This window comes from Novipirellula sp., from assembly GCF_041583735.1.
Classification (GTDB): domain Bacteria; phylum Planctomycetota; class Planctomycetia; order Pirellulales; family Pirellulaceae; genus Novipirellula.
This window is the reverse complement of record NZ_JBFHFD010000215.1, coordinates 1-12907: the sequence shown is the minus strand read 5'-3', so window position 1 is coordinate 12907 and position 12907 is coordinate 1. Positions and strand designations below refer to the sequence as shown.

Below are 12907 nucleotides of genomic sequence, written 5' to 3'. Positions count from 1 at the left end.
ATTGGACGCTTTTGGACCGATGATGGATCGTTTGCTCAGGCTCCGCGCGGCCTGTGCTGAAATCTCGGCCTAAAGCATCACTTGTTCGAAACCTCCTATGGCCTCACAAAACTGCTCGCTCTGGCGACATCGAACTCTCGTTTCGCCCCTCCAAATCATGCTGTCCGGTTTGGCTCCGCTGATGATAGTGGCGATGATCGGCTGTGGCGACGATGCGAGCGTCGTGCAAAAAATCCAGGTTCAGCGTCAAGCGAGGCTGCAAACCGAGACCAAGCAAGACCATCTGGGCGAAGTTCATAGCTTGCTGACCCGCTTGATCGAGCTGAATCAGGACGAATCTCGACGACAAATCACCTATCACCTGAACCGCTGGCTCGAGTCGGTTCCGATGTCCCAGAGCGATTCGCAGCCGAAGTTGCTAAATACGATTTCGGACCTGTTACCCGCCAAACGTGTTGACGAAATTGTTCTGGGCGACCGCTTTTTGCGTTCGGATGTCAGCCATTTGCGTGATGCCTACCTGTTTGGCGCGATTGCCAAGTGGGTCGATGCGCCGCAAAGCGATGACCCGTTGTTGACGTCTTGGTTAGTCGAGCAAGAGGAAAAACTTGGTGCGGAACAAACGAACCAGTTGCGATCGGCATGCCGCTTCTTTGACTGGACGATTCGCAATGTTGCGCTCGAACCGTTTGTCTCACCCCCTGCACTGCAAATTACGCCTCCCGAATTGCCGCTGGGTATGGTTTTCCAAGGCGCCGGGTACCGGCAAACCGATTATGAGAGCGTTTGGCGTGGGACCGGCGACTCACTTCAGCGGGCAGGTGTATTCACCCAATTGTGTCGTCAGGCGGGGATCACCGCAGCAATGTTGGCAATCCAGTCGACCGAGACCGGCCAATTGATACCGTGGGCCGTCGGCGTTCTGGTTGGCGAAAACGTCTATTTGTTTGAACCTGCCTTGGGCGTTTTCATCCCAGGCCCAGATCAAATCGGGATCGCCACATTGGCCCAGGCTCGTTCAGACGCTGCGGTGATGCGTCGGCTGAATATCCCTGGCTTTTATGACTATCCCTTCAGCAAGCAAGATGTTCAGCAGAACATTGCGCTACTGAATGTATTGCCGGTGGGGATCAGTTCACGGATGCAGCATTTGGAATCACGGTTGGCGGGGGATCGGCGGATGACGGTCTATACCGATGTCGATCAAGTGGCGGAGCAGCTTGATGCAGCTGCCGGAATTGCCGGTGTTCGTATCTGGGAGGTTCCGGTTTTGGCCGAGGTTTATCATGCCGCGCTGGAACAGGCGGCACAGCGAGATCCGTTGCTTGGATTTTGGTATTTTTCGCGATGGGCGATCATGGACGCGGATGTCGAGTCGTCTCGGATGTTTTCGTTGGCGCGTTGGCGACATTTGCATGGGCAATTTGATAATGATGACGAAGCGAATGTCAAAGGCGCACGGCCCCTCTACTTAAGTCAGCGGAAACCTGAGTTCGAGATCGCTGATCTTCGTATCGATGTGGATTTACAAAAGGCCTATGGAATTCGACGCGAACTAGGGATGGCCCCCGAGGTGTATGACCGTCAAGTCCAGCAAGCCCAGGCGATGATCCGGCTCGGCAAGCAAACCGCGACCTATTGGCTCAGTCTGATCCAATACGACGATGGTCGTTACGACACCGCGGAAACTTGGTTCCGCAAACGAGTGCTCGAAGATTCTCAGCTATCGCACTGGACCCCTGCGGCCCGCTATAGCCTCGGTCGTACGATTGAACATTTGGACAAAGTCGATCAGGCGGTCGAGCTTTACAAGCATACCGGCGATATCCAAGAACACGGCAACCGGATCCGCGCTCGACTGCTGCAAAAATCTGAATCGGATTGAGACCGCTAAGGTCCGCGGCTTAGGCGTCGGGTTTGATGACGGCGGGGATCTCTTGACCGGCAGGGATGAAACGCATCGATAGCGAATTGACGCAGTGCCGTGTGTTTTTCTCGGTCAGTCGCTCGCCCTTGAAAACATGCCCCAAGTGGCCGCCACAGTTTTCGCACAAAATTTCGACACGACGTCCGTCCGCATCGGTTTCGTGGCGAACGGCACCCTCGATCTCATCGTCAAAACTGGGCCACCCACATCCAGCATGGAACTTGTCCTGCGAGCGATAAAGCTGAGCATTGCAGCGGCGACACAGGTAAGTGCCCTCGTCCTCGTTGTTCAGCAGGGCACCCGTCCCAGGACGCTCGGTCCCTTTTTGCAGTAAAACGTGGGCTTCGTCGGGATTCAATTCATTAAATTCTGGCATAGCGAACTCCAAGTTTTTAGAGAGCAATGGGTTTAGGCAGCAAGGGGTTTAGGGAGCAAGGGACAGCATGGGAGCCATTGGGGGCCGCTCACGCGATGGCGTTCACTGATACGATTCGCAATTTCCAGTCCGCGTTGTCGAATAATGTGAAGGCTTCGTCAATCACGCCACGCGAGATCAAGTGGCGGCGGTCCCAAGATTCTTCGATATCACACGATTTTAGCAGGACCAATTCATCGGCGGCGGTGTCGCTGCACAGTTTCGCGGCCAAGGAATCGCTTGTGGTTCGCCAATCGTGCGGCAGATCGCCATCGTTGCCACGGTCGTAGAAACTTCGCACCGAGATCAAATTCGGGGCGGTCGTGGAAAAACCTTGTTGTACCGCTTCCTGCAGCGATGCCACCGAATCGACCCGATGCCACGCGGGAAACCAGTCGCCGATCCACTCAAAGGTGTACTGCAGCAATTCAATACATTGCCAATGCGTTTTCGCTGGATCCAAGGGCCGCTGTTGGTCCCATTTTCGCACCGCATCGACAAGCTGACCGCCACCCACGATCACTAACGTCTCGAGTGGATCAGCAGCGGATGGATCAGCAGCGGATGGGGCGGCGACAGCGATCACGTCGAACAGCTCGGCTAGACAGCTCGGCAGATCGGGACGCGACATCAGACTGCCACCGATTTTAATAACGCGGCGCATCAGTTAAGTCCGAACCATTGCAAATTCAAAAAGGTAGCAAGACAACGCCCGGAATTCGGTCGGATTGGCCAGGGCGATTGCGGGTTAGGAAGCATGGTTTGAACGCGATTCGAGAAATCGTCTTAGTTGTTTTGCTGCGGCATACGATGGAGCGCCCCGTGCCGCTTCTTCGCCCATTTGCTTTGTCAACGTGATCACCTCGACTTCGCGAGGGATTTTCAGAAGATCGTTTCCGTGGCCGCTAATCACGTAAATCGTTGGTTTAAAGGACATTTTTGACAGCAGACGTTGTACTGAATAGGCGATCTGTTGCTGTGCTGCTCGCATGACCTGTTCGGCGATATCGGTGGCTTGGTCAAGCGACACGTTGCGGCGGTCCAAGCCGATCATTCTTGCTAATCGGTTCGACGCGAATTCTTTTGTGCGAGCCTTGCCATCCGCTGTTTCAACGTCGTTTGCATCCTCGGGGGCAAAGCCAAGCATGATGCGGGCGTCGTCGATGGTGGCAAACATTTCATTCATCACCGGGATGCGATTGCCCTGGTAGGTCACCCACGAACAGAGTCCACAGACCGGAGTCCGCTGGCAACCAACGTACGCCAGTGAGCCTTCGCACAGGCGGTCGTAGTCGGTTTGAGCGTTGGTGGCCACTTTTCCATTGCGAATCGGGATGATGTCGGTCGTGGTCGAACCGATATCAATCAACAGTGCATTGGGGGTAATCGATTGCCCGACATAACTTCCCAGTGCATGCCAGTTTGCTGCGGCGACCTGGTCGACATCTTCAGCGGCAACATGCTCGCGAAACAAACCATCGACCCCGTAGAAGTAACAGGCGTTGATGCCAAGCTCGGACGCGGCATTGCGAGTGTGGTCGACGATGTGAAAAACACCTTCGGCGCGATCGATAAAACAGTCTGCGAGTTCGCCGGTCATGACGACCGCGATCGCCGAGATGTCTCGATACAAACTGAGCGACTGGCAGAGCGAGTCCTTCAGCGTTTCCGGTCGTCGCCACATGGGAAAGAAGCATGCGTGAGCCTGTTTGGTCTCACTGGCAAACTTCAGATTGGCGCCGCCAATATCGATCCCGACTATCACGTGGATTGCGTCACTGTATCGTTGATCCAAACCGTTCCCGAAGGGGTCCACCGCACCGAGTCCACTGCGGCGTTGCAAGAAACCGGTCCGGTTTCCAGGTCAAACAGGCGAGCGGCAAGATTGCCATGGATCATTTGACGCAGCCCCACATACGACGTCGTTAGACGGGGGTTGATCTCGATCACGTAATCTTCGCTCGAGCAATCGCCCAGCAGCATGTCGAGGCCTACGAACCCTCGCGCGGTGGGGGGCATCGCAGCGATCGCTCGCGATGCCAGCACCGCGGCGCGACGTTGTGCCTCGTCATCCAGCGGTCCTTGTCCACCAGCATACTCGCAGCTTTTGTCTTCGAGTTCTTGACGCACCGCCGGCAGCAACGTCAAGTTGGTGCCCGAGGCAATCAGCGCAATCGAGATCGCGAGGCCTGGCATCCAAGGTTGCAGGATCAGGTCGTCGGTCAACAACGCCCGGGCTTCGGCATAAGAGTCGAACGTGCGAATTTCTTGCGTGCCGCACCCGTCTCGCGGTTTCATCACAAACCGTTTGAAGTTCTGGATTTCTTGCTCATAGCGGTCGTCCGCGAGTGTGACGAACAAGGGGTGGGCGACGCCAGCGGAATGCAGGCACTTTGCTGTTTGCATCTTGTCGCTTGCCACGCGCAGAAAATCGCCGCTGCCCGCAATCACATCAACCCCGCCTGCCCGCAGCATTGCCACCGATTTGGCCAGGATTCCGTTACTCTCTGGAGCCACAATCAATGCGGCGTCACAGTTTTTCGCTGCCGAGACCCACTGGCCGTAAAACGAATCATTCGCATGCATCGGAACAATTTCAGCCGCATCGACATCAATGTTCATGCGTGGATCTAACGGCACTGTTACCGTGGCAAACTCCGACAAATCACTTGCGATGGCCCGCAACATTGCGGCCCCCTCGTGTCGCAACGAGGCGGGGACATTGTCCAGTTCTTTCTCTGCGTGGCCGCCACCACAGACGTACTCGCCGACAAAGATACGCATGAGTCTGACCCGCTAATATGGCTTGCAATGAGCACGATGGATGGTGGGGAGGCGTCTAGCCTGTCATTCATATTAAGCCAGGCGAAAAGGCCTGTCTGTAAATTTAAAAGGCAACCGCCTTTGGCGGTTCACTGCTATTGAGCTGTCAGGATCATGGTTTTAACACCAAGGGGACGCCCGATCTTTCTGGCTCCGGCAGACACGTTGTCTGAATTCATGCATACGGCAGCTTGATGACCGCCGCTTGAACCTCTGCGGACGTTAAAAAATGCCGAGATGGTCGCGGGCTTCGTCCGTCATTTTATCGGGAGACCACGGCGGGTCCATCACCACTTTGACCTCGGCCAGCTCGACTTCGTCAAGTCCTTCGGCCGCACCCTTGGTGCCCGCAACCAATTGCGGACCGGCGGGGCACATCGGACTGGTCATCGTCATGTCGATTTCGACCTTGTGACGACCATCTTCTTGTTCCTCGGCAATTCGGATTTCGTAAACCAATCCAAGGTCCACAATGTTGACATAAAGCTCAGGATCGATGACCTGCTTGAGCGCTTCACGGACTTTGTCTTCAGCAAGTGCCATGGTGATCGCTACCTATTGGACGGGGGGTAAGGCGAGTAGTTTAAAAAGGGGGACAGCAGACTCGCGTCACCGCGAGTCTCGCCGATTGTATCAAATGACGCGGCTTTTGTAGACTATTCGTATTCGCGAACTTGACGTGCAATTGCAGCACCCAAGGCGTCACGAACGCTTTCGATCGTGATCCGATCGAAAATCTGCTGAAAGAAGCCACTGACGATCATCCGAGTCGCTTCTTTGCGAGTAAAGCCGCGGCATTGAGCGTAGAAGATCTGCTCTTCATCCACCTTCGCCGTCGTGCTGCCGTGGGTGCAACGCACATCGTCGGCTTCGATTTCCAATCCAGGAATCGAATCCGCTCGCGATGATTCGGACAACACAAGGTTGTCGTTGCGTTGATAACCATCGGTTTTCTGAGCGATCGGATCGACTTTGATCATGCCACGCCACACGGTGCGGCTCTTGTCCTGCTGAGCCGCTTTGTACAAGAAGTCACTGTGACAGCACGGGGCCCGGTGATGCTGCAGCGTGTGATAGGCCAGATGTTGACGCCCCTCGGTGAACATCACGCCGTTGACTTGGCTGTTGGCACCCGGACCGACCAAATCGACCGATTGGTTTACTTTGGATAGCAGCGAACCCATTGCGGCGATCGTCCACTGCAGGGTCGAGTCTTTGCCGACCAACGCTTTTTGATGAGCAAATTGGTAGGTGCCATATCCCCATTCTTGCAAGTTGACGTAGCGGAGATGCGAGTTGGCCTTTTGGATCACTTCGACCGCGCCGACGTGCAGTCCTTTGCTCTGTTCGCTGACGCCATTGGATTCGTGCAGCACGGTTGCTTCGGCACCCTCCTCCAACACAATCAACGTGTGCGTCGTATCGGTGCCGCCTTCGGTCATCATCGAACCAATGTGCAGCGGTTTGTCGAGCACGACGCCGCGCGGGACATACAAAAATTGGCCGCCCGACCAAAACGCCGCATGCAACGCTGCGAATTTGTCGTAATCAGGATCACACGCGGTAAACAAATGAGGCCGAACCAATTCAGGATGCTCGGCACAGATTCGCGACAAACTGCCAAACACCACGCCCTTGGCGGCCAGCTCTTCATCAAGCGTTTCGCCAATCACGTAGCTATCGACCGTTTCGATCGAACCGCCAAGTTCAACCCCTTCGCGAAGTTGTGCTTTGGTCGGCGCCTCGCGTAACTCGGTCGCAGGAATTCCAAATTTGCCGAGCTGAAAGGCGCGAATGTCGGTGCGGATCCACTCTTCGTGACGTCGATCGGGCCACCCCATTTTCTCGAAGTGCTGCCACGCATCACGGCGGAGCTGAGTCAGCCAATCGGGTTCGCTTTGTGCCGCCAAGAATGAATCAAAACCGGCTTGGTCGAACGTTAAAGTTGTCGTTTGCGTCATCTGAATTTAGTTAGCTTGGAGCAGCAAGCAATCGTGCGTGCCACGTGGAGGAATGAGAGGCATGGTAGCCGAGCACGTCAGGGCTATCGATTAAGCGATCGATCAGCTGATCGATCGGACGACTGATCGGGCGCTGCAAACGCCCGATCCGCTGGCGGCTTTCGACTACGGACAAGTTGGCAGGTGCGGGTTAACCGACACTGCCTTCCATTTGCAGTTGAATCAAGCGATTCATTTCAATCGCGTATTCCATCGGTAACTCTTTGACCAGAGGCTCGATGAAACCGTTGACGATCATCGTGCTCGCTTCTTGTTCGGTAAGCCCGCGGCTGAGCAGATAGAACATTTGTTCTTCGCCGATTCGCGACACACTTGCTTCGTGACCGATTTGAACGTCTTGTTCAGCGATCTCGATATACGGGTACGTATCACTGCGGCTTTCGGGGTCCAAGATCAATGCGTCACAGACGACATTGTTCTTGCTGTTGTGGGCACCCGGTTCAACGCGGACCAGTCCACGGTAACTGCTGCGTCCACCGTTCTTGCTGATGCTCTTGCTGATGATTTGCCCGGTCGTGTTCGGAGCACAGTGGACCAGTTTTGCACCGGCGTCTTGGTGTTGGCCCGCACTCGAGAACGCGATCGACAAAATTTCACCACGAGCACCCGGTTCCATCATGTGGACCGCAGGGTACTTCATTGTCAGCTTGCTTCCCAGGTTACCGTCGACCCATTCCATCGTGGCATCGCCATAAGCGTAGGCACGCTTGGTGACGAGGTTGTAGATGTTATTTGCCCAGTTTTGAATCGTCGTGTAGCGGCAACGTGCGTTGCGTTTGACGACCACTTCCACGACGGCGCTGTGCAGGCTCTCGGTGCTGTACATCGGCGCGGTACAGCCCTCGACATAATGCACGCTGGCCCCTTCGTCGACGATGATCAGCGTTCGTTCAAACTGCCCCATGCTCTCGGCGTTGATGCGGAAATACGCCTGCAATGGGAAATCAATATGAACTCCCTTGGGAATGTAGATGAACGATCCACCGGACCACACCGCGCTGTTCAGAGCCGCGAACTTGTTGTCTTCGGGCGGAATGATCTTGCCAAAGTATTCACGCAGCAAATCGGGGTGCTCGCGAACCGCGGTGTCGGTATCGGTAAAGATCACGCCTTGTTTGGCAAGATCTTCTTCGAGCGATCCATAGACCACTTCGCTTTCAAATTGGGCCTTCACGCCTGCCAAGAATTTCTTCTCGGCTTCGGGAATGCCTAGCTTATCAAACGTATCTTTGATTTCTTGGGGAACGTCGTCCCAGGACTTGCCTTGGTGGTCGGTTGGTTTGAGGTAGTAATAGATATCTTGAAAATCGATATCAATCGCCCCGCCCCACTTTGGCATGGGCCGCGCTTCGAACGTTTCAAGCGACTTCAGACGGAATTCTCGCATCCAGTCGGGTTCGTTTTTGATGTCGGAAATTTGATTCACGACATCCTTACTCAAGCCTTTTTCAGCACGAAAGACGCCGGTGGTTTCCGTGCGGAAATTGTACTTGTTAATTTCGCCAATGTCAGACTTTTCGGTCACATCAGTGGACATCGTATTTCCTAACTTATTCAAATTTCAAAGTGCAGTTTTATTCGATTCAGACAGGCCAGCGTTCACGCGAGCCAGAATCCACGCAGACCAGCCCTCATTCGACGGGTCTCGGGACACCACTGTTACACAGCGGTTTCTTCGGCCAACATTTCTTGGTTTGCCGCTTCCGCTTCGGGGTACGCTTTGCGGATGCGATCGTAACCGTGGCGATGCAATTCTTCGGCCAACTCAGAACCGCCGGTTTCCACCAAACGGCCGCCCAACATGACGTGGGTGTATTGAGGCGGATTGTGTTCGAGCAATTTGTCGTGGTGAGTGATGATCAGCAGACCCATCTTTTGGTGTCCGATTTCAGCAATCGATTCGCTCGCCAAACGAACCGCGTCGGCATCCAAGCCACTGTCGGTTTCATCAAGCACCGCAAACTTGGGTTGCAGCATCGCGAGTTGCAAGATCTCGGCACGCTTCATTTCGCCACCGGAGAAGCCATCGTTGACATAGCGGCGAGCGAATTCTTCGTCCATTCGCAAATGAGCCATCTTTTCCTTTAGCTCTTTGCGGAACTCTCGCATCGGAATCAGTTCTTCGCCCTCTTTGCGGTCCGGGCGACGAACGTTGGTGGTCGCATGACGAAGGAAGTCCGCCATCTTTACACCGGGGACCGCCATCGGGCGTTGGAATGCCATGAAGATGCCTGCACGAGCACGCTCGTCCGGAGACATCGCCAACACGTCTTCGCCATCAAGCGTGATCGATCCGTCGGTGACTTCGTAGCCTGGGTGACCCATGATCGCTAAGCCGAGCGTGCTCTTGCCGCTACCGTTGGGGCCCATCAACGCGTGAGTCTCACCGTGGTTGAGTGTCAGGTTGACGCCGCGAAGGATCGGCTTGTCGCCAACCGAAACGTGAAGGTTCTTGATTTGCAGTACGTGTGTCATGCTTGATTGCAAAAGTTCAAAAGGAAAGGAATCGTTGTGTGCTGTTTCGAGATAACGATGTCGTTTAGTTTGCCGAATCCGACGGTTCACCCGTCGCGGCAAATTGGCAACAGTGATCTCCATCGAGTCGACAACTGCTGAGGTGGACCGGGCGACCAAGCGCCTCGGATATCATTTCTTCTTCGAGTCGACACATCGCACGTTCGTCCGAGGTGTCGGTAAGGGATGGATACGGGCACGCGCAAATATCAAGCACGGGCAAGTCACCCGCGTGCGAAATCTCCGTCGTGATGTGACGATCCGTCAACATTTCCGACAATTTGATCATCCGTGACTCAAACGATTGGTCCTGATCGACTTCGCGATTGACCTGAGTCGCAAACTGACGTCCTAACCGGTTTGCCACCGAACTGAGTAACTGTTGGCGAATTTTGGGATCCGGGATCGCTAAGATCTCTTGCCACATCGCTTCCGCCAACTCAGCAGGATTCGCTCCCGCACGACGATGACCACGCACCGTCAAGCGATACTGAAATGTGGGTCTGCCGCGTCCCGCAACAATTTTCTCGCGTTCAAGCAGTCCCGATTCGAGCAACCGCTCAATGCGTTGACGAATTGCCGTCGCCGTCACTCCGAGCTGTTCCGTTAAATCTCCGATACCAAACGCATCCCCACTACGCATCGCCATCAACAATTCGCGATCGACCGATCGGAGTTCGTCAATTTGAGATGAAGAGACGGGAGGCGACGTCATGGAAAACTTGGGTGGACGTAACGAAAAAACATAACGAAAAAGGTGCGATCGGCAAAAGATGCCTACGCAACACTGTCATTATTGAGGGCAAACCTATTTTTGACAACCACTGTTGTCAAAAATGCATCCAATGGCGATTATGTTGACGTCAACGCCGGATAGAGCCCCCTAGAGAGGGCTGTAGATGTCGCCAAGGCGACCGAATGATCTGAAATGATCTGAGCAGAGTCCCCCTGAGCAGCTAGGTGATGAATTGTTATCATTTGCCGCTCAAAAGGCATTCGAGTAACAACATACTCATGCTTTGAACCATCGCATACCCTCCACCCCCCTTTACCGTTGATCGAGTCAATTATGAAGGCTGTCGCAGTCACGCCAGGCACCCCTAATAGCGTCCATCTCGAAGAAATTGCCAAGCCGACCCTGGATCAAGTTGCCGATGGCAACGGGGTTTTGGTCAAAGTATTGAAGGTCGGGGTGGATGCAACCGACCGTGAGATCAACGACGCGTTGTATGGAAATGCCCCTGCCGGGGACAAACACTTAGTCATCGGCCACGAATGCTTCGGCATCGTCGAAGCGGTGGGCGACAATGTCCGCCGCGTGAAGCCCGGCGACTATGTCACCGCGACCGTTCGCCGTCCCGGTAGTTCGATCTACGACATGATCGGCACCAACGATATGACGAGCGAGGAAGAGTACTACGAACGCGGCATCAATCTGCGTCACGGTTACTTGACCGAGTACTTTGTGGACGAGGAAGAGTACATCGTTCGTGTGCCCGAAGGACTGAAGCACCTGCACGTTTTGCAAGAACCGATGAGCTGTGCTGCGAAGGCGGTTCATCAGGCGTACGAAGCACAGCACCGCATGAAAGTGTGGCGTCCGAGTGTCGCCTATGTGCTCGGCGCCGGACAAATTGGTCTGCTCACCACGTTGATCTTGAAGCTTCGCGGTTTGGAAGTCTACACGCTTGCTCGTGGTGAGGCACCGAACTTGAAGGCCGAGATTGTTGCGGGACTCGAGGCGAACTACATCAGTACGCGAGAAACCTCGATGGCCGAGTTGGTTAAGATCACCGGCAAGCCTGACTTGATCGTCGATGCTACCGGCAGCAGCCAATTGGCGTTCGAGTCCATGCAGCACCTGGGACACAACGGCGTCGTGGTCTGGACCGGAATTACCGGGGGCGACAAAGTCACCGAAGTTCCCTCGGATAGCATCAACTTGCAATTCGTGCTCGGCAACAAGCTGTTGCTCGGCAGTGTGAACGCAAACCGAAATCACTTTGAAATGGGGATTCGTGACCTCGCATTGGGTGAGATGATGTATCCCGGCGTGCTCGAAAGAATCTTGACGCATCCCGTCGACGGTCTGGATAACTACAAGGAAATGATGCGGTTGTTGGTCGAAGACAAAGAGGCGTTGAAGGTCTTCGTCAACGTCGCAAACGAGTAGTCGGTTAGGTCGCTGAGCGATTCGATTGCCGCCCGGTCCATGGCCGGCAAAATATGGCCGGCAAGATAAGGTCGGCAAGATAACAAACGAAAAAAAGGGCCGCACTGATCGAGTGTGGCTCTTTTTCGTTGTTCGTGTCCGGCTCGACGCGTCCCACAGCTCGCTAAATCAAACGTGGGGGCATCACGCGGGTGAAGTGTTTTCTATGTAGTGGACGAGGCTACGAGTCCCGTCGTGCCACTACGTCGCTGGGACTCGTTGCCTCGTCCACTACCTGCAGAGCTGGCCGATCCACGCCCATTCCAGTAACGCTCTAGCGGAACGAGAGGCGACTCTTCCTTGGATGGCTGATGCAATTACAACGCCAGCAGCAGCCGGCTTGGTGCTTCGAGGTATCCAATCACATCGTTTAAGAATCGTGCCGCAGTTCCGCCATCGACCAAGCGATGGTCATAGGACAGGCTCAGTGGCATCATCAAACGGGGTTGGATGCTGTCGTCGGGCATCACGACCGGCAGTTTACGGCTGCGGCCGACCAGCAAGATCGCCACTTCGGGAACGTTGACGATGGGCGTCGAGTATTGGCCGCCGATCGCTCCGAGGTTACTGATGGTAAAGGTTCCGCCCTTCAAATCGCTGACGGCGAATTGTCCACCACGCACCTTGCCTGCCATTTCAGCTAATCCGCGAGCAATTTCGGGGATGCCGCGTTGGTCAGTGTTCTGCATGACGGGAACGACCAAACCACGATCGGTATCCACAGCGATGCCAACATTTACATAGTCCTTGTAAATGATTTGCTCGTTTTGCTCGTCGATTACCGCGTTGATGCTGGGGTGATGACGCAGTGCCGTCGCGACCGCTTTGATCAAAAACGGCATCGTCGTCAACTTCAGCCCTTGCGCCGCGTAATCGTCTTTGCTCGATTGGCGAAGCCGTTCAAGGTCGGTGATGTCGGCGTCATCAAAATTGGTGACACGAGGAACGGTCGACCAACTCGCATGCATTTGTTTGGAGATCGTTTTGCGGATCTT

The 12907-nt window shown here is 54.7% G+C and carries 12 protein-coding genes; 2 read left to right on the top strand and 10 right to left on the bottom strand.

Going from position 1 to position 12907, the window contains the following annotated elements; translation table 11 throughout:
- Positions 1–157: 157 nt before the first annotated feature.
- The gene (locus ABX962_RS16910; protein WP_372721215.1) at positions 158–1885 is read left to right on the top strand and encodes a tol-pal system YbgF family protein; all 1728 of its coding nucleotides are present in this window, start codon (positions 158–160) and stop codon (positions 1883–1885) included.
- A 19-nt stretch (positions 1886–1904) separates the two neighbouring features.
- Here the strand turns inward: ABX962_RS16910 and ABX962_RS16905 are convergent, their stop codons facing one another.
- The 9 genes from ABX962_RS16905 to ABX962_RS16865 all read right to left on the bottom strand — a co-directional run bounded on the left by ABX962_RS16905 (position 1905) and on the right by ABX962_RS16865 (position 10415).
- Positions 1905–2303: a methionine-R-sulfoxide reductase gene (locus tag ABX962_RS16905; protein ID WP_372721214.1), complete on the bottom strand. Its 399-nt coding sequence runs from the start codon at positions 2301–2303 to the stop codon at positions 1905–1907.
- Between the two features lie 88 nt (positions 2304–2391).
- Complete coding sequence (locus ABX962_RS16900) at positions 2392–3006, bottom strand: hypothetical protein (RefSeq protein ID WP_372721213.1); 615 nt, start codon at positions 3004–3006, stop codon at positions 2392–2394.
- A gap of 84 nt (positions 3007–3090) precedes the next feature.
- Positions 3091–4137 (bottom strand): hydantoinase/oxoprolinase family protein, encoded by a 1047-nt coding sequence (locus ABX962_RS16895; protein WP_372721212.1) that lies wholly within the window; start codon positions 4135–4137, stop codon positions 3091–3093.
- Positions 4104–5126, bottom strand: a complete 1023-nt coding sequence (locus tag ABX962_RS16890) for an ATP-grasp domain-containing protein (protein WP_339937790.1) — start codon at positions 5124–5126, stop codon at positions 4104–4106. The genes ABX962_RS16895 and ABX962_RS16890 overlap by 34 nt, the downstream gene beginning before the upstream one ends.
- Before the next feature lie 261 nt (positions 5127–5387).
- Positions 5388–5708 (bottom strand): metal-sulfur cluster assembly factor, encoded by a 321-nt coding sequence (locus ABX962_RS16885; RefSeq protein ID WP_339937788.1) that lies wholly within the window; start codon positions 5706–5708, stop codon positions 5388–5390.
- Positions 5709–5821: 113 nt separating this feature from the next.
- Positions 5822–7126 carry a Fe-S cluster assembly protein SufD gene (gene sufD, locus ABX962_RS16880; protein ID WP_372721211.1) on the bottom strand — a complete coding sequence of 435 codons (1305 nt, stop codon included), beginning with the start codon at positions 7124–7126 and terminating at the stop codon, positions 5822–5824.
- A gap of 190 nt (positions 7127–7316) precedes the next feature.
- Complete coding sequence (sufB, locus tag ABX962_RS16875) at positions 7317–8723, bottom strand: Fe-S cluster assembly protein SufB (RefSeq protein ID WP_339937784.1); 1407 nt, start codon at positions 8721–8723, stop codon at positions 7317–7319.
- A gap of 122 nt (positions 8724–8845) precedes the next feature.
- The gene (sufC, locus tag ABX962_RS16870; RefSeq protein WP_345325561.1) at positions 8846–9661 is read right to left on the bottom strand and encodes a Fe-S cluster assembly ATPase SufC; all 816 of its coding nucleotides are present in this window, start codon (positions 9659–9661) and stop codon (positions 8846–8848) included.
- Positions 9662–9725: 64 nt separating this feature from the next.
- A complete protein-coding gene (locus ABX962_RS16865) occupies positions 9726–10415 on the bottom strand; it encodes a helix-turn-helix transcriptional regulator (protein WP_372721210.1) in 690 nt (229 codons plus the stop codon).
- Positions 10416–10757: 342 nt separating this feature from the next.
- Here ABX962_RS16865 and ABX962_RS16860 point away from each other — a divergent pair, with 342 nt between their 5' ends.
- Positions 10758–11873, top strand: a complete 1116-nt coding sequence (locus ABX962_RS16860) for a glucose 1-dehydrogenase (protein ID WP_372721216.1) — start codon at positions 10758–10760, stop codon at positions 11871–11873.
- A gap of 356 nt (positions 11874–12229) precedes the next feature.
- On the opposite strand, the gene ABX962_RS16855 is transcribed toward ABX962_RS16860, so the two are convergent.
- Positions 12230–12907 (bottom strand): 2-oxo acid dehydrogenase subunit E2 (locus tag ABX962_RS16855; RefSeq protein WP_372721209.1); only part of this gene is annotated, 678 nt, incomplete at its 5' end.